General features: G+C 70.6%; 25 protein-coding genes. 7 read left to right on the top strand and 18 right to left on the bottom strand.

The features are described 5' to 3' along the window. Positions 1-11 precede the first annotated feature (11 nt). The 3 genes from GTY56_RS23765 to GTY56_RS23755 all read right to left on the bottom strand — a co-directional run bounded on the left by GTY56_RS23765 (position 12) and on the right by GTY56_RS23755 (position 1599). A complete protein-coding gene (locus GTY56_RS23765) occupies positions 12-698 on the bottom strand; it encodes an antibiotic biosynthesis monooxygenase (RefSeq protein ID WP_161367362.1) in 687 nt (228 codons plus the stop codon). A gap of 119 nt (positions 699-817) precedes the next feature. Next, complete coding sequence (locus GTY56_RS23760; RefSeq protein ID WP_161367361.1) at positions 818-1183, bottom strand: DUF3618 domain-containing protein; 366 nt, start codon at positions 1181-1183, stop codon at positions 818-820. Next, positions 1180-1599, bottom strand: coding sequence for a phage holin family protein (locus GTY56_RS23755; RefSeq protein WP_161367360.1), 420 nt, complete (start codon positions 1597-1599; stop codon positions 1180-1182). The genes GTY56_RS23760 and GTY56_RS23755 overlap by 4 nt, the downstream gene beginning before the upstream one ends. 134 nt (positions 1600-1733) lie before the next feature. Here GTY56_RS23755 and dapA point away from each other — a divergent pair, with 134 nt between their 5' ends. Continuing rightward, positions 1734-2618 (top strand): 4-hydroxy-tetrahydrodipicolinate synthase, encoded by an 885-nt coding sequence (gene dapA / locus GTY56_RS23750; protein ID WP_161367359.1) that lies wholly within the window; start codon positions 1734-1736, stop codon positions 2616-2618. A gap of 260 nt (positions 2619-2878) precedes the next feature. On the opposite strand, the gene GTY56_RS23745 is transcribed toward dapA, so the two are convergent. From GTY56_RS23745 to GTY56_RS23730, 4 genes are all read right to left on the bottom strand, one after another. After that, positions 2879-3109 carry a hypothetical protein gene (locus GTY56_RS23745; protein ID WP_161367358.1) on the bottom strand — a complete coding sequence of 77 codons (231 nt, stop codon included), beginning with the start codon at positions 3107-3109 and terminating at the stop codon, positions 2879-2881. 135 nt (positions 3110-3244) lie between these two features. Next, on the bottom strand, positions 3245-4234 hold the full coding sequence (gene dapD, locus GTY56_RS23740) for a 2,3,4,5-tetrahydropyridine-2,6-dicarboxylate N-succinyltransferase (protein WP_161367357.1): 990 nt from the start codon (positions 4232-4234) through the stop codon (positions 3245-3247). A 471-nt stretch (positions 4235-4705) separates the two neighbouring features. After that, the gene (locus GTY56_RS23735; RefSeq protein WP_161367356.1) at positions 4706-5254 is read right to left on the bottom strand and encodes a TetR/AcrR family transcriptional regulator; all 549 of its coding nucleotides are present in this window, start codon (positions 5252-5254) and stop codon (positions 4706-4708) included. Further along, positions 5254-5574, bottom strand: coding sequence for a DMT family transporter (locus GTY56_RS23730; protein ID WP_161367355.1), 321 nt, complete (start codon positions 5572-5574; stop codon positions 5254-5256). Before GTY56_RS23730 ends, GTY56_RS23735 begins: the two co-directional genes overlap by 1 nt. Before the next feature lie 181 nt (positions 5575-5755). Here GTY56_RS23730 and GTY56_RS23725 point away from each other — a divergent pair, with 181 nt between their 5' ends. Continuing rightward, positions 5756-6589, top strand: coding sequence for an AbfB domain-containing protein (locus GTY56_RS23725; RefSeq protein ID WP_161367354.1), 834 nt, complete (start codon positions 5756-5758; stop codon positions 6587-6589). A gap of 75 nt (positions 6590-6664) precedes the next feature. Here the strand turns inward: GTY56_RS23725 and GTY56_RS23720 are convergent, their stop codons facing one another. From GTY56_RS23720 to GTY56_RS23685, 8 genes are read right to left on the bottom strand one after another with little or no spacing between them, the layout of a single operon-like run. After that, positions 6665-6997: a metal-sulfur cluster assembly factor gene (locus GTY56_RS23720; protein WP_028809645.1), complete on the bottom strand. Its 333-nt coding sequence runs from the start codon at positions 6995-6997 to the stop codon at positions 6665-6667. Then, positions 6994-7464 (bottom strand): Fe-S cluster assembly sulfur transfer protein SufU, encoded by a 471-nt coding sequence (gene sufU / locus GTY56_RS23715; RefSeq protein WP_033310795.1) that lies wholly within the window; start codon positions 7462-7464, stop codon positions 6994-6996. Before sufU ends, GTY56_RS23720 begins: the two co-directional genes overlap by 4 nt. A 15-nt stretch (positions 7465-7479) precedes the next feature. After that, the gene (locus tag GTY56_RS23710; RefSeq protein WP_161367353.1) at positions 7480-8736 is read right to left on the bottom strand and encodes a SufS family cysteine desulfurase; all 1257 of its coding nucleotides are present in this window, start codon (positions 8734-8736) and stop codon (positions 7480-7482) included. Beyond that, entirely contained in the window at positions 8733-9518 is a 786-nt protein-coding gene (sufC, locus tag GTY56_RS23705) for a Fe-S cluster assembly ATPase SufC (RefSeq protein ID WP_161367352.1), read from the bottom strand. The genes GTY56_RS23710 and sufC overlap by 4 nt, the downstream gene beginning before the upstream one ends. Before the next feature lie 7 nt (positions 9519-9525). Continuing rightward, positions 9526-9843, bottom strand: coding sequence for a non-heme iron oxygenase ferredoxin subunit (locus GTY56_RS23700; RefSeq protein WP_161367351.1), 318 nt, complete (start codon positions 9841-9843; stop codon positions 9526-9528). Next, the gene (gene sufD / locus GTY56_RS23695) at positions 9840-11024 is read right to left on the bottom strand and encodes a Fe-S cluster assembly protein SufD (RefSeq protein WP_161367350.1); all 1185 of its coding nucleotides are present in this window, start codon (positions 11022-11024) and stop codon (positions 9840-9842) included. The genes GTY56_RS23700 and sufD overlap by 4 nt, the downstream gene beginning before the upstream one ends. 54 nt (positions 11025-11078) lie before the next feature. Further along, complete coding sequence (gene sufB / locus GTY56_RS23690) at positions 11079-12500, bottom strand: Fe-S cluster assembly protein SufB (protein ID WP_161367349.1); 1422 nt, start codon at positions 12498-12500, stop codon at positions 11079-11081. Continuing rightward, entirely contained in the window at positions 12497-13219 is a 723-nt protein-coding gene (locus tag GTY56_RS23685) for a helix-turn-helix transcriptional regulator (RefSeq protein WP_033310785.1), read from the bottom strand. Before GTY56_RS23685 ends, sufB begins: the two co-directional genes overlap by 4 nt. A gap of 161 nt (positions 13220-13380) precedes the next feature. Here GTY56_RS23685 and GTY56_RS23680 point away from each other — a divergent pair, with 161 nt between their 5' ends. From GTY56_RS23680 to GTY56_RS23665, 4 genes are all read left to right on the top strand, one after another. Next, positions 13381-14175 (top strand): AAC(3) family N-acetyltransferase, encoded by a 795-nt coding sequence (locus GTY56_RS23680; RefSeq protein ID WP_161367348.1) that lies wholly within the window; start codon positions 13381-13383, stop codon positions 14173-14175. Between the two features lie 89 nt (positions 14176-14264). After that, positions 14265-15188 (top strand): ABC transporter ATP-binding protein, encoded by a 924-nt coding sequence (locus GTY56_RS23675; RefSeq protein WP_161367347.1) that lies wholly within the window; start codon positions 14265-14267, stop codon positions 15186-15188. Then, positions 15185-15955, top strand: a complete 771-nt coding sequence (locus GTY56_RS23670) for an ABC transporter permease (RefSeq protein WP_161367346.1) — start codon at positions 15185-15187, stop codon at positions 15953-15955. The genes GTY56_RS23675 and GTY56_RS23670 overlap by 4 nt, the downstream gene beginning before the upstream one ends. A gap of 54 nt (positions 15956-16009) precedes the next feature. Then, positions 16010-17017 (top strand): COX15/CtaA family protein, encoded by a 1008-nt coding sequence (locus GTY56_RS23665; RefSeq protein ID WP_161367345.1) that lies wholly within the window; start codon positions 16010-16012, stop codon positions 17015-17017. Here GTY56_RS23665 and GTY56_RS23660 read toward each other — a convergent pair. From GTY56_RS23660 to GTY56_RS23650, 3 genes are all read right to left on the bottom strand, one after another. After that, complete coding sequence (locus tag GTY56_RS23660) at positions 17014-18120, bottom strand: amidohydrolase family protein (RefSeq protein ID WP_161367344.1); 1107 nt, start codon at positions 18118-18120, stop codon at positions 17014-17016. The two genes, GTY56_RS23665 and GTY56_RS23660, sit on opposite strands and share 4 nt — an antisense overlap. 148 nt (positions 18121-18268) lie before the next feature. After that, entirely contained in the window at positions 18269-18601 is a 333-nt protein-coding gene (locus GTY56_RS23655) for a hypothetical protein (RefSeq protein WP_161367343.1), read from the bottom strand. Between the two features lie 58 nt (positions 18602-18659). Continuing rightward, the gene (locus tag GTY56_RS23650) at positions 18660-19577 is read right to left on the bottom strand and encodes a heme o synthase (protein WP_202510631.1); all 918 of its coding nucleotides are present in this window, start codon (positions 19575-19577) and stop codon (positions 18660-18662) included. A gap of 383 nt (positions 19578-19960) precedes the next feature. On the opposite strand from GTY56_RS23650, the gene GTY56_RS23645 reads away from it, so the two are divergent. Beyond that, the coding region (locus GTY56_RS23645) for a thiamine pyrophosphate-binding protein (protein ID WP_161367341.1) at positions 19961-21370 on the top strand (1410 nt) is incomplete at its 3' end.

Genomic DNA, 21370 nt, shown 5'->3' with positions numbered 1-21370 from the left:
CGGCTCCCGGCTCAACCGGGCAGCAGCCCCAGAACGTGTGTGTACCGGCTGCCGGTGAACCCCGCCAGTCCGGGATACGCCCGCACCCGCTCCCACGCGTCGGTCAGCGGCGCGGCCAGCGCCCGGTCGTAGGCCTCGGCGCTCTCCCACTCGGCGTAGTTCAGCACGTGCCCGCCGTCCGCGCTCAGGTGGAAATGAGCGGACAGCAGGCCGGCGTTCCCGACCGGGTCGTCCTCCAGCGCCTTCAGCACCAGATCGGCCCACTCCTCCCGGCGCCCCTCGGCACCCGCCTCGAAGTCGATCCGGACGGTGACGAAGTGCCCGGGCGTCCGCGTCTCCCCCGCGGCCCGCTCCAGGCTGCGGTACCGCCGGTAGCGCGTGAGTCCGACCCGCTCGATCCCCGGCACGGCGGTGTCGATCTCGTCGACGCGCTCCTGCCGGTGGACCTTCGCGAACGCCTCGAAGGCCTGCCCGCTGCTCCACTGCGAGTAGTGCATCAGCGTGGATCCGTCCTGCTCGGCGTACACGTGGTACCCCAGCAGGTCGGCGGTCGGCCAGGGCCGCCGCTCCCACGTCCGGCCGATCGCCTCGACGGCCTGCCGCTGCCGCTCGGGGTTTCCCAGGCGCCAGGTGCTGAAGAAGGGAGCACCGATCCGGGGGTCGGTGGGGTCGGGGTGCTGTCCGGTCCGACGGCTCATGGAACGCTCCTGTGGTGTGCGCCGACTGCCTGCACACCCCACTGTTCAACCTCGACCAAACTTGAGGTCAAGGGAGATCCCGCAGCCCGGCACCCCCGGGGCGTTCACCCGTCCGCCGCTCAGTGACACCCGTGCACGTACCTCCACCGCAGCACCCCGACGGCCACCACGCCCGCGGCCGCACCCGCCATCAGCACCGGCCGCGGATGGCGCATACCGGCCTGCACGACCGTCCGTACCGGACCGGGCGCCGCGTGCGCCGCCCGGCCCTGGACCGCGTGCCCCGCCTGCGCCGCACTGCTGCGCAACTGCACCGTCACCGCTCCGGCCTTGTCCCGGAGATCGGCGGCCCGGGCCAGCGCACGCCCCTTCACATCGGCCTTCCCGGCCAGCTGCTCCACCGTGTTCCCGAGTTCGCTCCGCGTCTGTTCGATCTGCCGCCGCAGCTCGTCGGGCCCCTTGGCCCCACCCGTCGGCTTCGTCATCGATGCGCCCTTCCCCTGATCTCCTCCACGTCCGCCTTGACGCTGCCGATGGCCTCCTCCGGCGTGGGGGGCGTGGCCCGTCGCAGCTGCCCCCGCCCGACGGCCGCCAGCACGGCCGCGATCACGAACAGCACCCCCGTCACGATCAGCGCGGCGGCCCACACGGGCAGCACCAGTGAGAGCGCGGCGGCACCCGTACCGGCCAGCGCGAGGAACCCGGCGTACGCGACGGCACCCGCCGCCCCGAGCAGCCCGCCGCCCCGGCCCGCCCGCCGCCCCTTCTCGGCCAGCTCTTCCTTCGCGAGCGCGACTTCCTGCCGCACGAGCCGGGAGGCCTGCTCGGCGGCCTGATTGACGAGTTCGCCCACGGAGTGGTGCTCGTCGCGCACGACCCGATGGTCCATGGTTCCGGTCACGGTGTTCCGCCTCCTCTCGAAGTAGGAACCCCCGAGTACCCGTCCGACCCTCCGATACCTCGTAGTATCGCTTAACATCATCCAGTAGCAGATTTAAGTGGAGCTACATGGTCGCCAGGTCGACACTACCTCCCATGACGACACCCTTCGGCCGTGCCCTCTGCGCGATGATCACCCCCTTCACCCCTGCCGGAACCCTCGACCTCGACGGCGCCCGGCTTCTCGCCGCCCACCTGGTCGGCAACGGCTGCGACGGTCTCGTCCTGTCCGGCACGACGGGCGAGTCCCCCACCACCACGGACGCCGAGAAGTCGGCCCTCATCGCAGCAGTCCGCGAGGCCGTGGGCGGCCGGGCGCGGATCGTCGCGGGCGTCGGCACCCCCGACACGCGCCACACCACCGAACTGGCCCGGGAGGCGGAGAAGGCGGGCGCGGACGGCCTGCTGGTGGTGGCGCCGTACTACAGCCGCCCCCCGCAGGACGCGATCGAGGCCCACTTCCGTGAGGTCGCCGACGCCACCGGACTCCCCCTCATGGTCTACGACGTCCCGGCCCGCACCGGCACCCGCATCGAACCGGAGACGATCCTGCGCCTCGCCGACCACCCCGGCATCGTCGCGGTCAAGGACTGCTCGAACGACTTCCTGGCCGCCCAGAAGGTACTGGCCCGCACGGACCTGGCGTACTACGCGGGCTGCGACGAGCACAACCTCGCGCTGTACGCCGTGGGCGGCTCCGGCTACGTCAGCACGGTCGCCAACGTGGTCCCGGACCGGCTGCGAGCCGTCCTGGACGCGTTCGACGCGGGCGACACCGTCCGGGCGGCCCGCCTCCAGCAGCGGGCCACCCCGCTCATCGAGGCGGTCATGTCGGCGGGCCTGCCGGGCACCGTCACGGTCAAGGCGCTCCTGAACGCCCTGGCCCTCCCCGGAGGCCCGGTCCGCGCCCCGCTCCGGGCGGCCGGCCGGGCCACGGCCGACACCCTGCTGTCGCTCCACGCGGACATCTCCGACGCCTGATCACCGCACCGCGACACCGGCTCCCAGCGCCCCCTGGGGTCGGCCTTGGGCGACCGGAAGCCGCTGAGCGGGATCGTCTTCCCGCCGCCGATGGTCACGAGGACCAGCCGCTGGTGGTACTCGTTCCCGTTCGGCCCGATGTCCCAGGCGACGAGCGAGTGGTGCGAGGGCGCCGCACTGTGCCACCGGCGGGCAACAGATACGGGACGGCCCGCACCGCAGTCGCCTGCGGTGCGGGCCGTCCCGTCTTCTCTGCCGGTTCAGTTCCAGGCGTACCCGTCACCGAACAGCAGCGTGTGCTCCAGCACGTCCTCCGCGGGATCGTCGATCTGACCGACGTTGACGTTGATCAGACCGACGCGGTGGCCGTTGTGGGAGTCCGTGTTGGTCTCGTCGGCGTGCGCGGCGCCCGCCGGCAGCCAGCACACCGCCAGCGCCGCGGCCACCCCGGCCAGCCTGCGCACGGCGGTCCGCCCCCGCTCGTTCCTCATGCCCCGGTCCTCGTTTCGTCGGTTCGGCTTCTGATCGGACACTGCGTCCACCCGTTCATCTGCCAAAACCACCGCGAGGTCACGCCGGGTCATCCGTACGGGACGTGCGGGGCCCTGCGGAGCGCCGTGGGGCCGTCAGTTGTGGCTGTGGAGGATCTCGTTCAGCCCGCCCCACACCGCGTTGTTCGGCCGGGCCTCGACCGTGCCGGTGACCGAGTTGCGGCGGAAGAGGATGTTGGAGGCGCCGGACAGTTCGCGGGCCTTGATGATCTGTCCGTCGGGCATGGTGACACGGGTGCCGGCGGTGACGTAGAGGCCGGCCTCGACGACGCACTCGTCGCCCAGGGCGATGCCGACGCCCGCCTCGGCGCCGATCAGGCAGCGCTCGCCGACGGAGATGATGACGTTGCCGCCGCCGGAGAGGGTGCCCATCGTGGAGGCGCCGCCGCCGATGTCCGAGCCGTCGCCGATCACGACACCGGCGGAGATGCGGCCCTCGACCATCGAGGTGCCGAGCGTGCCGGCGTTGAAGTTGACGAAGCCCTCGTGCATGACGGTGGTGCCCTCGGCGAGGTGGGCGCCGAGACGGACCCGGTCGGCGTCGGCGATCCGGACGCCCTTGGGGGCCACGTAGTCCGTCATGCGCGGGAACTTGTCCACGGAGGTCACCTGGAGGTGCAGGCCCTCGGCGCGGGCGTTGAGCCGCACCTTCTCCAGGTCGTCGACGGCGACCGGGCCGAGCGAGGTCCAGGCGACGTTGGCGAGGAAGCCGAAGATGCCGTCCAGGCTCTGGCCGTGCGGCTTGACCAGGCGGTGGGAGAGCAGGTGCAGGCGCAGATAGGCGTCGTGCGCGTCGATCGGCTTCTCGTCGAGCGAGGCGATGACCGTGCGGACCGCGACCACCTCGACGCCCCGGCGGGCGTCCGGGCCGATCGCCGCGGTCGCGCCACCGCCGAGCAGCTCCGCGGCACGCTCGGCGGACAGCCGCTCGGTGCCGGACGGGCCGGGCTGGTCGGCCAGCTCGGGCGCGGGGAACCAGGTGTCGAGAACGGTGCCGTCGGCGGCGATCGTGGCGAGGCCGGCGGCCACGGCGCCGGTGGTGCGAGGAGCAGTCGTGTCGGTCATGAGGGCAACCTAACCGGCGGACGCCGATGGATGCGAACCCGTGCGGGGCCGTCTCACGGGACGGGCGGTATCCGCTCCCCCGAGACGCCCCTCAGCAGCACGGACACCTGCACGGGACGGCCCCCTCACGAACGCTCCGCCGAACGCGCCGCGCCGTCCGGCTGCCCGGCCGGGCCGCTCCCCCACCGGCTGCACCGCCCCGGCCGTGCCGCTCCGCGCGATCCGCTCGGCGGGGCAGGGCGCGCACCGGGCCACGGCCCCGGGCACCGGCATGCCATCGCCGGACGGCCCCCGCCGAGCAAGCCCGCGGGCAGCGTCCTCACGGTCGCCCCGCCACCGGACAGCTCCCGGCCCGCGGCCGCTGCTCGTCATCGGCCCCCGGCCAGGGCGACTCCCTGACGGACGCCCCGCCGCACCGCCCCCGGCCGGGGAGCCCCGTCCTCGCCCACTCCCGCCGGCTGAAGTCCCGCATCACCCGGCCGCCCCCGCGAGCACCCGCGCCAGCACCTCCCGTGCGTACTCCTCGTCGTACGGCACCTCCGTCAGCAGCACCTGAAGACAGATGCCGTCGACGACCGCCACCAGCGCTCGTGCGGTGGCGGGGTCCGTGCGCGGGGACAGCAGGTCGGCGACCTCCTCGGCCCACTCGGCGGCGACGGGCCGCAGGGCGGGCCGGCGCAGGGCGGCCAGGTACAGCTCGTACTCCAGCTCCACACCCGTACGGTCACCGGAGAGCCACTCACCGATCCATCCGGCGAGTTCGGCGGCCAGATCGGTCCGGGGGTCCTCCAGGCCGCCGCACGAGGCGACCATCTTGGCGAAGCCCTCGTTGGTCTGCCGCAGCGCGGCGACCATCAGCTCGTCGAGGGTCCGGAAGTGGTACGTCGTGGAACCGAGCGGCACGTCCGCCTCGGCGGCGACGCTGCGGTGGCTCAGCCCGGCGATGCCCTTGGAGCCGACCACCCGGATCGCCGCGTCGATGATCCGCTGCCGCCGCTCGGGGTCATGGCGCCGGGGCATCAGTGTGCACCCCCCAGGTTCAGCACCACGACCCCGACGATGATCAGCGCGATCCCGGCCGCCTTGGCGACGGTCATGCCCTCCCCCAGGAAGACGATCCCGATGCCGGCGACGGCTGCGGTGCCGACCCCGGCCCAGATCGCGTAGGCCGTGCCCACCGACAGGGTCTTCAGGGTCTGCGCGAGCAGACCGAAGGAGAGGACGTAGCCGACGAGCGTGAGCAGCGAGGGCCCGAGCCTGCTGAACCCGTCGCTGTACTTCATGGAGGTGGTGGCGCCCACTTCGGCGGCTATGGCTCCGGCCAGCAGCAGATATCCCATGTGTACGAGCGTACACAACATCTGTACGCCCGTACACAACGGCGCTGCGGATATCGGAGAGAAACCGCTCTCACCAAATGGGCCACAGGCGCCCCACCAGTCCACTACGGTGTCCACCGATCACACACCGGGCCACCACAACTGCGCCGCCGTTCAGGGGGCCCCGCCGGAGGAACAGCGCATGTCAGACAAGAAGTCCCGGCCGCCGCAGGACCGCCCCTGGGAGAGCGACTGGGCCCCGGACACCACCCGGGCTCCGGGCACCCGAAGGCTCTGGCTGGCGGGCGCGCTGGCCCTGGCGACGATCACCGCGTGCGTCACCGCCATCACCGTGATGGACCAGGAGTCCGGCGAGCAGGAGAACCGGGCGGCGGAGCCGACCACCCTCAGCAGCTCGGCCCCGGGCGGCCTGATCTCCTTCGCCACGCCGTCCAAGGGCGGCACCGAGAAGGCCGGCGCGGACCGCCCCGACCCGTCACCTACTCCGACCAGCAGCGCTTCCACCGCCACCCCGAGTCCGAAGCCCGGGAAGAAGGCCCCCAAGCCGCCGAAGACGTCCTCTTCTCCGACGAAGAGCCCGAAGCCGCCGTCCTCCCACGGCATATCCATACGCTCGGTCAACTTCTCCGACCGCTACTGGCGGGTGCGCGACGGCTATGTGCGCCTCGACCAGATCGGATCGGGCCCCGAGCAGCGCGAGGACGCCACCTTCCAGCGCGTCGCCGGCCTCTCCGACTCCTCCTGCTACTCCTTCACCACCGCGGACGGCCGCCACCTCCGCCACCGCAGCTTCGTCCTGGTCGCCGAGAAGAACGACGGCTCCTCCCTCTTCCGCCAGGACGCCACGTTCTGCCCCCGCGTCTGGCCCCGTTCGGGAACGCTCACGCTGGAGTCGGTCAACTACCCGGGCCGCTTCCTGCGCCACCGCAGCTTCCAGCTCCGCCTGGACCCCTTCGAGAACAGTCACCAGTTCTCCGCGGACGCGTCGTTCCAGATCGTGTCCGGGCTGGACTGAAACCGGACATGCGTGAGGGCGGCACCCGGCTGGGTGCCGCCCTCACGCGCGTCAGCGGACCTCGGACGGAGGACCTCAGACGTTGAACCCCAGAGCACGCAGCTGCTCGCGGCCGTCGTCCGTGATCTTGTCGGGGCCCCACGGCGGCATCCAGACCCAGTTGATGCGCAGCTCGCTCACGAGGCCGTCCGTGGCGGACTTCGCCTGGTCCTCGATGACGTCGGTCAGCGGGCAGGCCGCCGACGTCAGGGTCATGTCGAGCGTCGCGATGTTCGCGTCGTCGATGTGGATGCCGTAGATCAGGCCGAGGTTGACGACGTCGATGCCCAGCTCGGGGTCGACGACGTCGTACAGCGCCTCACGAACCTCTTCCTCAGAGGCCGGCTTCATCTCAACGGTCTCGCTCATGCCGTCGTCTCCTTCTCGGCGTCGGCTCCGCCCAGTACCTGGGCCGTCGCGTCCTTCCAGGCCATCCAGCTCAGCAGGGCGCACTTCACCCGGGCCGGGTACTTGGACACCCCGGCGAACGCGACCGCGTCCTCCAGGATGTCCTCCATCGCGTCGTCGGGTTCCAGCTTCCCCTTGGACTGCATCAGCTCCAGGAAGGTCTCCTGGATCTTCCGCGCGTCGGAGAGGTCCTTGCCGACGAGGAGGTCGTTCAGTACGGACGCGCTCGCCTGGCTGATCGAACAGCCCTGGCCTTCGTACGAGACGTCCTCGATCGTGGTGCCGTCGTACTTCACGCGCAGCGTGATCTCGTCACCGCACGTCGGGTTGACGTGGTGCACCTCGGCGTCGCCATCCCGCAAGCCCCGCCCGTGCGGGTTCTTGTAGTGGTCCAGGATGACTTCCTGGTACATGGAGTCCAGTTTCACCGTCTAGCACGCCCCTCAGCCGAAGAAGTTCCGTACGTGCTCCAGGCCGTCGACCAGCGCGTCGATCTCGGCCGGCGTGGAGTACAGATAGAACGACGCTCGCGTGGTCGCAGGAATTCCGTAGCGCAGGCAGACCGGCCGTGCGCAGTGGTGGCCCACCCGGACCGCGATGCCCTGCTCGTCGAGGACCTGGCCCACGTCGTGCGGGTGGATATCCCCGAGGGTGAAGCTGATCGCCGCACCACGCTCCTCGGCCGTGGTCGGGCCGATGATCCGCAGGTCGGGGACCTCCAGCAGCCGCTTGACCGCGTACTCGGTGAGCGCGTGCTCGTGGGCGAGGATCTTGTCCATGCCGATCGAGGCCAGGTAGTCGATCGCCGCGCCGAGACCGACCGCCTGGGCGATCGGGGGCGTGCCCGCCTCGAACTTGTGCGGCGCCGGGGCGTACGTCGAGGAGTGCATCGACACCGTCTCGATCATCTCGCCGCCGCCGAGGAACGGAGGCAGGTCCTCCAGCAGCTCCTGGCGGCCCCAGAGGACGCCGATGCCGGTCGGGCCGCACATCTTGTGGCCGGTGAAGGCCACGAAGTCGGCCTGGAGGGCCTGCACGTCCAGCGGCATGTGCGGGGCGGCCTGGGAGGCGTCGACGCAGACCAGGGCGCCGACCTCCTGGGCGCGGCGCACGATCGCCTCGACGGGGTTCTGGGTGCCGAGGATGTTGGAGACCAGCACGAAGGACACGATCTTCGTCTTCTCCGTGATGACCTGGTCGATGTTCGACAGGTCCAGACGGCCGTCGTCGGTGAGGCCGAACCACTTCAGCTTCGCACCCGTGCGCTGCGCGAGCAGCTGCCACGGCACGATGTTGGAGTGGTGCTCCATCTCCGTGATGACGATCTCGGTCTCGGAGTCCACGCGGTAGGGCTCGTCGGCCCAGCCCAGCATGTTCGCCACGAGGTTGAGCGACTCCGAGGCGTTCTTGGTGAAGATCACCTCGTCGCGCGAGGGCGCGTTGATGAACGCCGCGACCTTGTCGCGCGCGCCCTCGTACAGCGCCGTGGCCTCCTCGGCGAGCACATGCACACCGCGGTGGACGTTGGCGTTGTAGCGCTCGTAGTACTCGCTCAGGGCGTCCAGCACCTGGCGCGGCTTCTGGCTGGTCGCCGCGTTGTCCAGGTAGACGAGCTTCCGGCCTTCGTGGACCTGGCGGTCCAGGATGGGGAAGTCCTTGCGGATCGCCTCTGCGTCGAGGAGGCCCGGCAGCAGTGTCACGCGGATGCGCCACCCTTCGTGTCGACTCCGTCGTGCTTCGCATAGGCCTCGTAGCCCTCGTTCTCCAGCTTGTCGGCGAGCTCGGCACCGCCGGACTCGACGATCCGGCCGCCGGAGAAGACGTGCACGTGGTCGGGCTTGATGTAACGGAGGATGCGCGTGTAGTGCGTGATCAGCAGGGTGCCGACCTCGCCCGTCTCGCGGACGCGGTTCACGCCCTCGGAGACGACGCGCAGGGCGTCGACGTCCAGGCCGGAGTCGGTCTCGTCGAGGATCGCCATCTTCGGCTTGAGGAGCTCCAGCTGGAGGATCTCGTGGCGCTTCTTCTCACCGCCGGAGAAGCCCTCGTTGACGTTGCGCTCGGCGAAGGAGGGGTCCATGTTGAGGCGCTCCATGGCCTCCTTGACCTCCTTCACCCAGGTGCGCAGCTTGGGGGCCTCGCCGCGGATGGCGGTGGCGGAGGTGCGCAGGAAGTTCGACACGGAGACACCCGGAACCTCGACCGGGTACTGCATCGCGAGGAACAGGCCGGCGCGGGCGCGCTCGTCGACGGACATCTCCAGCACGTCCTCGCCGTCGAGCGTGACGGTGCCGCCGGTGATCGCGTACTTCGGGTGACCCGCGAGGGAGTAGGCGAGGGTCGACTTGCCGGAGCCGTTGGGGCCCATGATGGCGTGCGTCTCGCCCTGCTTCACGGTGAGGTCGACGCCCTTGAGGATCTCCTTCGTGGCGTTGTCGGCCTCGACGGTGACGTGCAGGTCTCGGATTTCAAGCGTTGCCATGGATGCCTCAGGACTCCTGGGTGAGGGAGACGAGCACGTCGTCCCCATCGATCTGTACGGGGTAAACGGGGACGGGGCGCGTCGCCGGGAGGGCGTCGGGCTTGCCGGAGCGGAGGTCGAAGCGCGAGCCGTGCAGCCAGCACTCGATGTGACAGTCGTCGACCTCGCCCTCCGCCAGGGAGACGTTCGCGTGCGAGCAGATGTCGTGGATCGCGAACACCTCGCCCTCGGTCTGCACGATGGACACGGGCGTGCCGTCGAGTTCCACCCGCTTCGGGGTGTCCTCCTCCAGCTCGCCCAGTCCGCAGGCGCGTACGAAGGTCATGCGACGGCCGCCTCCAGCTCCTCCTCGATCTTGGCGATCAGGCGCTCCTCGATGTCGGGGAGACCGATCTGCTGGACCAGCTCGGCGAAGAAGCCGCGGACCACCAGGCGCCGGGCCTCGTGCTCCGGGATGCCGCGGGCCATCAGGTAGAAGAGCTGCTCGTCGTCGAAGCGGCCGGTCGCCGAGGCGTGGCCGGCGCCGACGATCTCGCCGGTCTCGATCTCGAGGTTCGGTACGGAGTCCACGCGCGCCCCGTCCGTGAGGACCAGGTTGCGGTTCATCTCGTACGTGTCCGTGCCCTCGGCCTTGGCCTCGATGAGCACGTCGCCGATCCACACGGCGTGCGCCGCGTCGCCCTGGAGCGCGCCCTTGTAGACGACGTTGGACTTGCAGTGCGGGACGTTGTGGTCGACCAGGAGGCGGTGCTCCTGGTGCTGGCCCTGGTCGGTGAAGTACAGGCCGAACAGCTCGGCCTCTCCGCCGGGGCCGGCGTACTGCACGCGCGGGTGCAGCCGGACGACGTCGCCGCCGAAGGTGACGACGACCGACTTGAAGGAGGCGTCGCGGCCGACCAGCGCGTTGTGCTGGGCGACGTGGACGGCCTTCTCGTCCCAGTCCTGGACGGAGACGACGGTGAGCTTGGCGCCGTCGCCCAGGAGGTAGTCGACGTTGGCGGCGAGCACCGCGTCACCGGTGTGGTCGATGACCACGACGGCCTCGGCGAAGGCGCCCAGCTCGATCACCTGGTGGCCGAAGGCGGTGCCGCCCTCGCCGTGCACCGCGATCCGGATGGGCTCGGTGAGGACGGTCTCCTTGGGGACGGTCACGACCGAGGCCTTCTCGAACGCCGAGTAGGCCTGAGCGGCGATCCGGTCCACCGGGGTGCCGGCCTTGCCGAGCCGGGCGTCGTCGCGGCCGACGGCCTCGACGGTGACGCCCTCGGGGGCCTGGACCTCGACCTTCACGCCGTTGCCGTTCGCGACGGCGGTGCCGTCGTGCAGGCCGCGCAGGCGCTCCAGCGGGGTGAACCGCCACTCCTCCTCACGGCCGTGCGGGACGGGGAAGTCCGCCACGTCGAAGGAGGGGGGCGCGCTCATGCGCGTGGCGACGGTCGACTCCGCGGCGACCGCGATCGAACCCGCGGTCGTCGACCCCACGGGGATGTTCTGGGCCTCAGCCATGGCTGTCGTAGTGCTCTCTTTCCTGAGTGGGACGTCTGCTGTCGAGGGGGCGGGTCAGCCGACCGCGCCCTCCATCTGCAGCTCGATCAGCCGGTTGAGCTCCAGCGCGTACTCCATGGGGAGCTCCTTGGCGATGGGCTCGACGAAGCCGCGCACGATCATCGCCATGGCCTCGTCCTCGCTCAGGCCGCGGCTCATCAGGTAGAAGAGCTGGTCCTCGGAGACCTTGGAGACGGTCGCCTCGTGGCCCATGGACACGTCGTCCTCGCGGACGTCCACGTAGGGGTAGGTGTCCGAGCGGGAGATGGTGTCCACCAGCAGCGCGTCGCACAGGACGTTCGACTTGGAGCCCGGGGCGCCCTCGCCGATCTCGATGAGACCGCGGTAGGAGGTGCGGCCGCCGCCTCGCGCCACCGACTTGGAGACGATGTTGGAGGAGGTGTTCGGGGCCATGTGGACCATCTTGGCGCCGGCGTCCTGGTGCTGGCCCTCGCCCGCGAAGGCGATGGACAGCGTCTCGCCCTTGGCGTGCTCGCCCATCAGGTAGACGGCCGGGTACTTCATCGTCACCTTGGAGCCGATGTTGCCGTCGACCCACTCCATGGTCGCGCCCTCGTAGGCGACGGCGCGCTTGGTGACCAGGTTGTAGACGTTGTTCGACCAGTTCTGGATGGTCGTGTAGCGGCAGCGGGCGTTCTTCTTGACGATGATCTCGACGACCGCGGAGTGCAGCGAGTCCGACTTGTAGATCGGGGCGGTGCAGCCCTCGACGTAGTGCACGTAGGCACCCTCGTCGACGATGATCAGGGTCCGCTCGAACTGGCCCATGTTCTCCGTGTTGATGCGGAAGTAGGCCTGGAGCGGGATCTCCACGTGGACGCCCGGCGGCACGTAGATGAAGGAGCCGCCCGACCACACGGCGGAGTTCAGCGACGCGAACTTGTTGTCACCGACGGGGATGACGGTCCCGAAGTACTCCTTGAAGAGCTCCGGGTGCTCCTTCAGCGCGGTGTCGGTGTCGAGGAAGATGACACCCTGCTCCTCCAGGTCCTCGCGGATCTGGTGGTAGACGACCTCGGACTCGTACTGCGCGGCGACACCGGCGACGAGGCGCTGCTTCTCCGCCTCGGGGATGCCGAGCTTGTCGTACGTGGCCTTGATGTCCTCCGGCAGGTCCTCCCAGGACTCCGCCTGCTTCTCCGTGGAGCGCACGAAGTACTTGATGTTGTCGAAGTCGATGCCGGAGAGGTCCGAGCCCCAGTTCGGCATGGGCTTCTTCTCGAAGAGGCGCAGGCCCTTGAGGCGGAGCTTGGTCATCCACTCCGGCTCGCTCTTCTTGGCGGAGATGTCCCGGACGACGTCCTCGTTGATGCCGCGCTTGGCAGAGGCGCCGGCCGTGTCGGAGTCGGCCCAGCCGTACTCGTACTTGCCCAGGCCCTCCAGCTCAGGGTGGGCAGTCTCCGTGGGGAGAGTCATGCGGGGTTCCTCCCGGCCGTGCTTGCAGATGCGTTGTGGGAAATCTTGGGGATGAACGTCGTGCAGACGCCGTCGCCGTGCGCGATGGTGGCGAGCCGCTGTACGTGCGTACCGAGCAGCTCGGCGAAGAATTCCGTCTCCGCCTCGCACAGCTGCGGGAACTGCTCGGCGACGTGGGCGACCGGGCAGTGGTGCTGGCAGAGCTGCTCACCCTTCTGCGGGTGGGGCGCGTTGCGCGCCGTAGCAGCGTACCCGTCGGCACTCAGGGCCTTGGCCAGTGCTTCGGTCCGCTTCTCGGGCGGGGCGGTCTCGACCGCCCGGCGGTAGGCGCCCGCCTGTGCGGCGATCCTGGCGCGGGCGAACGCGGCGATCGCCTCGTTGCCGCCCTCGCGGTCGGCGATCCAGCGCAGGGCGTCCGCCGCGAGCTTGTCGTAGGACTGGTCGAAGGCGTCCCGGCCGCAGTCCGTCAGGGCGAACACCTTGGCCGGGCGGCCGCGGGTCCGCGCGCCGTACACCCGCTGCTCGCGCGCCTCCACGACACCGTCGCCCGTGAGGGCGTCGAGGTGCCTGCGGACGGCCGCCTGGGTGAGGCCAAGCCGCTCGGCGAGCTCGGCGACGGTCGAGGGCCCGTGGTCCAGGATGGACCGCGCGACCCGGTTGCGGGTGGACCGCTCCCCGGTCGCCAGCTCCTCGTGGGGTGCCTCGCCGACGTTTTTCACAACGCCATTGTTGCGTAATTCTTCCGGACCGGGCAAGCCGCGTGTGCCGCGCACCACGGTGCCCTGCGTCACTTAGGTAAACCTAATCTGACCTGCGGAAACGATCTCTGATCGATCAAAGCGGTGGCATGCGGCAGCCGCTTCGGGGACACTCCACAACCATGCCGAAACCCCCTCCGACCGGCCCTCTTGTCACCCGCGAGACGCTTCGGACCCAGCTCGCGGAGCTCGGTGTGCACCCCGGCGAGACCCTCCTCGTGCACTCCTCGCTCAGCGCCCTCGGCTGGGTGAACGGCGGTGCCGTCGCGGTGGTGCGGGGTCTGCTCGACGCGCTCGGCCCGCAGGGCACGCTCGTGGTCCCCACCCAGACCGGCGAGTTGTCCGACCCGGCCCTGTGGAGCAATCCGCCCGTGCCCCCGGAATGGTGGGCGGCCATCCGGGCCACCATGCCCGCCTACGACCCGCGGATCACGCCCGCCCGTGGGGTGGGTGTCGTCCCGGAGACCGTGCGGACCTGGCCCGGCGCCCTGCGCAGCGCGCATCCGCAGACCTCGTTCGCGGCACTCGGCCCGCACGCGGCGGACGTGCTCGACGGGCACGCGCCCGACTGCCGGCTCGGCGAGCGCAGCCCGCTGGCGAAACTGGAGGCGATGGGCGCCCGGGTGCTGCTGCTCGGTGCCGGCTACGCCTCCTGCACGAGTTTCCACCTCGCCGAGTACCGGATCCCGTCCCCGCGCGTCGCCGTGGGCCGGCCCGGCCCCGAGGGCTGGGAGACCGTCACCGAGGTGTCGATCAGCTCGGACCGTTTCGACGAGCTGGGCTACGACTTCGAACGCGACCGTCCCGTGGTCCGCGGAAAGGTGGGAGCGGCCGAGGCGCGGCTGTTCCCGGTGGCGGACGCGGTGGCCTACGCCGAGCGGTGGCTGGCGGTCCACCGGCCGCGTGAGGAGGAGTAGTTTCTCCGCCCTCCCCCACTCTCGGCTCCGCTCGAGCGGGGGGACCCCCCAGGTCTGAGCCGGCACGGGCGTACCTAGACTTTGGACCCATGCGAAGTGAGCCCGTGGTCCAGGTCCAGGCCCTGGTGAAGCGGTACGGCCCGAAGACCGCGGTGGACGGGCTCGACCTGGTGGCCCGGGCAGGGGTGACCGCCGTGCTCGGCCCCAACGGGGCGGGCAAGACGACCACGGTCGAGACCTGCGAGGGGTACCGGAAGCCGGACTCCGGCACGGTGCGCGTCCTGGGTCTCGACCCGGTGAGACAGTCCGCGGCCCTGCGGCCCCGCATCGGCGTGATGCTCCAGTCCGGCGGCGTCTACTCCGGCTCCCGGGCCGACGAGATGCTCCGCCACGTCGCCAAGCTGCACGCACACCCGCTGGACGTGGACGCGCTGACCGAGCGCCTGGGCCTCGGCTCCTGCGGCCGGACAACGTACCGGCGGCTGTCCGGCGGGCAGCAGCAGCGGCTCGCGCTGGCCATGGCCGTGGTCGGGCGCCCGGAGCTGGTCTTCCTCGACGAGCCGACCGCCGGGCTCGACCCGCAGGCCCGTCGCGCCACCTGGGACCTCGTCCGGGACCTGCGCGCCGACGGTGTCTCCGTGATCCTCACCACGCACTACATGGACGAGGCCGAACAGCTCGCCGACGACGTGGCGATCATCGACGCGGGCCGGGTCATCGCCCAGGGCTCTCCGGAGGAGCTGTGCCGGGGCGGCGCGGAGAACACGCTCCGCTTCTCGGGCCGGCCGGGACTGGACGTGGGCTCGCTGCTGAAGGCCCTGCCGGCCGACTGTTCGGCCGCCGAGCTGACGCCGGGTTCCTACCGGGTCGTCGGCAAGGTCGACCCCCAGCTGCTCGCGACGGTCACCTCCTGGTGCGCCCAGCACGGTGTGATGCCGGAGAAGATCTCGGTCGAGCGCCACACTCTTGAGGACGTCTTCCTGGAGCTCACCGGCAAGGAGCTGCGCTCATGACCGCCACCGGGACGTACACACCGAAGCCCGGCGCGGCCCCGCTCCCCCGCATGATCGCGGCCCAGGCCCTGCTCGAAACGAAGATGCTGCTGCGCAACGGCGAGCAGCTGCTGCTGACCGTCGTCATCCCGGCGCTGCTCCTGGTGCTCTTCAGCACCGTGGACATCGTCGACACCGGCGCCGGCGAGGCCGTCGACTTCCTCACCCCCGGCGTCCTCGCGCTCGCGGTGATGTCGACGGCGTTCACCGGCCAGGCGATCGCCACCGGTTTCGAGCGCCGCTACGGCGTGCTGAAGCGGCTGGCCTCCTCGCCCCTGCCGCGCTGGGGTCTGATGACGGCGAAGACGCTGTCGGTCCTGGTCACCGAGGTGCTCCAGGTGATCCTGCTCACGGCGATCGCCTTCGCGCTCGGCTGGTCGCCGCAGGGCAACCCGGTCGCCGTCCTGCTGCTCCTGGTCCTCGGCACGGCGGCCTTCTCGGGCCTCGGGCTGCTGATGGCCGGGACGCTGAAGGCCGAGGCGACGCTGGCTGCGGCCAACCTGGTGTTCCTGCTGCTGCTCGTCGGCGGCGGGGTCGTCGTGCCGCTGGACAAGTTCCCCTCCGGCGCCCAGGACGTCCTCGGTCTGCTGCCGATCTCGGCCCTGTCCGACGGGCTGCGGGACGTGCTCCAGCACGGTGCCGGAATGCCCTGGGGCAATCTGGGGATCCTGGGCGTCTGGGCGGTCGCGGGGCTTGCCGCAGCCGGGAAGTTCTTCCGCTGGGAGTAGGGGAGGTGCCCTGTGACGGACCCTCGTGAAAGCGTGCACAAGCGGCGGCCTACGATGGTTCTCGTGCCAAACGTGACCCGCGCCGACGCTCAGGCCGCCCTGCGCAACCCGCTCGCCTTCATCGCCGAGCGCTGGACCCCGGAACCCCGGACGGTCCGGCGCGCGGCCCTCTCCGCGCTCCTGATGTCGGTGCTCATCGTCGTCACCGGGGGCGCCGTACGGCTGACCGGATCGGGCCTGGGCTGTCCGACCTGGCCCAAGTGCACCGACGACTCGCTCACCGCCACCAGCGAGATGGGCTTCCACGGCGCCATCGAGTTCGGCAACCGCATGCTGACCTACGTGCTGTGCGCAGCCGTCGGCTGGGCGATCATCGCCGCGCGCTCGCACAAGCCGTACCGGCGCGGGCTGGTCCGGCTGGGCTGGGCGCAGTTCTGGATCGTGATGAGCAACGCGATCCTCGGCGGCATCGTGGTGCTGGTCGGTCTCAACCCGTACACGGTCGCGGCCCACTTCGTGGCGACGTCCGCGCTCATCGCGGTGGCCACGGTGATGTGGCAGCGCACCCGCGAGGGCGACACCCCGCCCCGCCCGCTGGTCGGCAAGTCCGTGCAGCAGCTGGTGTGGTTCCTGACCGCGGCGGCCGTCCTGCTCATCCTGGTCGGCACGGTCGTCACCGGCGCGGGCCCGCACGCGGGTGACTCCAGTGAGGTCGAGCGGATGCCGGTCGACTGGGAGACGGTGAGCAAGCTGCACGCCGTGCTGGCGTGGATCGTGGTGACGCTGACATTCGCCCTGTGGTTCGTCCTCAAGGCGGTCGACGCGCCGAAGAACCCGCTCCACCGCACCCGCGAGCTGTTCCTGATCCTGCTGGCGCAGGGCGTCATCGGTTACGTCCAGTACTTCACGGACCTGCCCGAGGTCCTGGTCGGCCTGCACATGCTGGGCTCGGCCGTGATGTGGATCTGGGTGCTGCGGGTGGTGCTGTCGCTGCGTGAGCGGCCGGAGGACGTGGCCGACCTGCCCGGCCCCACGGCCGAGGCCACTCTGACCAAGGCTTAGCCGAGCCCGTACACCCTGCGTGCGTTCGCCGACGCCAGCATGCCCGCCACGCGCTGCGCGTCGGCCAGGGACCACGCCCCCTCGGCGACCCAGGTGCCGAGCACCCGGCCCAGGGCCTCGCGGAACAGGCGGGCTCCCACGACGTGCAGTTCGGGCAGGCCCTGCGCCCCGGTGGAGAAGAGGATCTTGCCAAAGGGCGCCAGTTCCAGGATCTCGGCCAGGACGGTCGCGGCCCGGGCGCCCGTGCGGACCAGGGCGGCGCCGCAGTCGACGTGGACGTGCGGGAAGACCCCGGCGAGGTGGGCCGCGCTGCGGTGGTACGGGTAGCCGTGCAGCAGGACCAGGTCCGTGCCGAGCCCGGCCGTGGCCCGTACGAAGTCCGTCAGCAGCACCGGGTCCGTACGGTCGGTCCGCAGCCCCGGCGCCCCCAGCCCCGCGTGCAGCTGGAGCGGCAGGCCCGAGGCGACCGCGCTCCACAGCAGATGCCGCAGCAGCACCGGGTCGCTCAGCTCCCCGCCGACCCCGCGCCCGGCGAGCCAGCGGCCGGCCGCCCCGCGCACCTCTCCCGGCCCGGGCGGTTCCGGCGCGAGTGCGAGGCCGTGCCGTACGCCCGCGACCGAGGTGAAGGCGACGGCGTTCGCGGCGGCCGCGTGCACCGACTCGGCGAGGTTGGCGAGGAAGGACTCGACGGTTCCGGAGGTGTCGGCCACCTGCTCGGCGAGGAGTTCCAGGCGCACGATCTCGCGGGCCTCGGCGGCTCCGGCACAGGCCAGCTCGCCGGGTTCCGTGAGATCGCCGGGCAGGCCGGTGTCGACCAGGTACGTGGTGATGCCGCTGCCGCGCAGCAGCCGGCGGCCGGACTCCAGGACGCCCAGTTCCCGGCGGCGGGCCAGGTAGCGGGCGGGCGGGCAGTGCGGTTCGAGGCCCAGCAGGGGCGGGCACCAGCGCCGCACGGCGAAGCCGGTCTGGGTGTCGAAGAGGGTGGTGCCGGGGGCGGGCGGGCCCTCGGTGCGGCTCAGGTGGGCCTCGAAGGTGCCGAGGCCCAGCTCCGTGCGGAGCACTCCGTGGCAGTACTGGTCCACCAGTGACGGCGTTTCGATCATCCGGGCCTCCCGGTGTGGACCCTGTTGTCCTCAAGGGTCCTAACGGGTGAACCGGGGTGAAGGTCGCGGCCCCGGAGGGGTGCGCGGGTCAGCGGGCGGCTGCGGGCCGGATGTGGTCGCTCGCGCCGTTCCCCGCGCCCCTTCGGGGTCAGTCGTTCTTGGGGCCGCCCACCTGGATACCGGCCATACGGCTCCACTCGTAGCGGCCCGTCTTCACCTTCGCGGCGAATTCGCCGTCGAAGGACTCGTGGCGGGTGATGCCCGACTTCTCCACGGCCTTCTCGGCGATCTCGTAGGAGGGGGCGACCAGGTCGCCCCAGTTGCCGTCCTCGCCGACCAGGACGATGCGGGCACCGCGCTCGCCGAGGTAGGCGACCTGGCCCTCGGCACCGCCGTGGGCCTGGGAGAAGGAGGAGATCTGCTGGGCCAGCCGGGCCACCTTGCGCTCGGCCTTCGGGTCAACCTGCTGCGTGTCTGCCATGGCCAGGATGCTACTCACGGGTAGATCGTCTCGCGAGGGCAGGGCGGTGTGACGTACGTCAGCGCAGGAAGGGGTCGACCGCGACCGCCACGAACAGCAGCGAGACGTAGGTGATCGACCAGTGGAACAGGCGCATCTCCTTCAGCTTCGCGCCCGTCACCTCCGCCTTCGCGCGGTTCTGCAAGCCGTGCGCCTCCCAGAGCCAGAAACCGCCCGCCAGCAGCGCGACCGACGTGTAGAACCAGCCGGTGTAGCCGAGGGGGGTCAGCAGCAGCGAGACGCCGACCATGACCCAGCTGTAGATCACGATCTGCTTGGCGACGACCTTGTTGGAGGCGACCACCGGCAGCATCGGCACGCCCACGCGCGCGTAGTCCTCCTTGACCTTCATGGACAGCGGCCAGTAGTGCGGCGGCGTCCAGAAGAACATGACCATGAAGAGGATGACCGGTGCCCACGACATGGAGTTCGTGACCGAGGACCAGCCGATCAGCACCGGCAGGCAGCCGGCGATGCCGCCCCACACGATGTTCTGCGAGGTCCGGCGCTTGAGGATCATCGTGTAGACGACCACGTAGAAGAGGAGCGCGCCGAGTGCGAGCCAGGCGCTCAGCCAGTTCACCGTGAGGCCGAACAGCAGCGTCGAGGCGACGGCCAGCGTGATGCCGAAGGCCAGGCACTCGCGCGGGCTGACCATGCCGGTGACCAGCGGCCGCTGCGAGGTGCGGTCCATCAGCGCGTCGATGTCGCGGTCGATGTACATGTTGAGCGCGTTGGCGCCGCCCGCGGACATGTAGCCGCCGAGGCATGTCAGCAGCACCAGCGTCAGGTCGGGCACGCCCTGCTGCGCCAGGAACATCACCGGCACCGTCGTGATCAGCAGCAGCTCGATGATCCGCGGCTTGGTGAGAGCCACGAATGCCATGACACGGGCCCCGAGCGGCCGGTGGGCCGGGCTCTGGTCCGCCCCGGTCATCCCCGCTGGACGGGATTCAACGGCCGTCACGCACACCCCTACAGAGACATCCCAGCAAGCCTCACCCCTGTGAAGTCCCGGTAAAGGCTCGCGCGTACCACGCCACTTTAGACGTTGCCCAGACTCGGACATTCGCGGGGGTCGGCTCGTGTTGGAAGGGGGCTTCCGAAGGGCGCGCCGAAGCTCGATTGAGCACCCGGATGAGCGGCTCCGTATTCACCTGTCGAATGCGGTACGGCCCAGTCAGGAGGCGGATCGGGATCGGTCCCGGCACTCTGGAGTGACTCGAAAAAACGCACGTCCCACGGGGGTAGGCTCGACTGCGGCCGGTGGGCGCCCCGATACACCGGCATCCGACATGTGGAGAGGAGCCCTGACCCAGGGTGAGCACCAAGCCGACCACCACAGACCTCGAGTGGACCGAGTTGGACCAGCGGTCCGTCGACACCGCGCGTGTCCTGGCCGCCGATGCCGTACAGAAGGTCGGTAACGGCCATCCGGGTACGGCGATGAGCCTGGCGCCTGCCGCCTACACCCTCTTCCAGAAGGTGATGCGGCACGACCCGGCGGACGCCGACTGGGTCGGGCGGGACCGCTTCGTGCTGTCCGCCGGCCACTCGTCCCTGACCCTCTACACCCAGCTGTACCTGGCCGGCTTCGGCCTGGAGCTGGACGACCTGAAGTCCTTCCGCACCTGGGGTTCGAAGACCCCCGGCCACCCGGAGTACGGGCACACGACCGGTGTGGAGACGACGACCGGGCCGCTCGGCCAGGGTGTCGCCAACGCGGTGGGCATGGCCATGGCCGCCCGCTACGAGCGCGGCCTGTTCGACCCGGAGGCCACCGAGGGCGAGTCGCCGTTCGACCACTTCGTCTACTGCATCGCCGGTGACGGCTGCCTCCAGGAGGGCATCTCCGCCGAGGCCTCCTCGATGGCGGGCCACCAGAAGCTCGGCAACCTGATCCTGCTGTGGGACGACAACCACATCTCGATCGAGGGCGACACCGAGACGGCGGTGTCCGAGGACACCGTCAAGCGGTACGAGGCGTACGGCTGGCACGTCCAGCGCGTGGAGCCGAAGGCCGACGGCGACCTGGACCCGGCCGCGATCTACGAGGCCGTCCAGAAGGCCAAGGCCGTCACGGACCGGCCGTCGTTCATCGCGATGCGCTCGATCATCGCCTGGCCGGCCCCGAACGCGCAGAACACCGAGGCCGCGCACGGCTCGGCGCTCGGCGACGACGAGGTCGCGGCCACCAAGCGGGTCCTGGGCTTCGACCCGGAGCAGTCCTTCGAGGTCTCCGACGAGGTCATCACGCACACCCGCAAGGCGCTGGAGCGGGGCCAGGCGGCCCGCGCGGTGTGGGAGAAGGCGTACCAGCAGTGGCGGGACAACAACCCCGAGCGCGCGGCCGAGTACGACCGTGTCGCCAAGGGTGAGCTGCCCGAGAGCTGGGAGGAGAAGATCCCGGTCTTCGAGGTCGGCAAGGGCGTGGCCACGCGTGCCGCCTCCGGCAAGATCCTCCAGGCGCTCGGCGGGGTGATCCCGGAGCTGTGGGGCGGCTCGGCCGACCTGGCCGGCTCCAACAACACCACGATCGACAAGACCAGCTCCTTCCTCCCGGCGGACAACCCGCTGCCGGAGGCGGACCCGTACGGGCGCACGATCCACTTCGGTATCCGCGAGCACGCGATGGCCGCCGAGATGAACGGCATCGCGTTGCACGGCAACACCCGGATCTACGGCGGCACGTTCCTGGTCTTCTCCGACTACATGCGCAACGCGGTGCGG

This window comes from Streptomyces sp. SID5643 (assembly GCF_009872555.1).
In the GTDB taxonomy this organism is placed as follows: domain Bacteria; phylum Actinomycetota; class Actinomycetes; order Streptomycetales; family Streptomycetaceae; genus Streptomyces; species Streptomyces iakyrus.
Note: the sequence above shows the minus strand (reverse complement) of the source record. Positions and strands in the feature narration are given on the sequence as shown.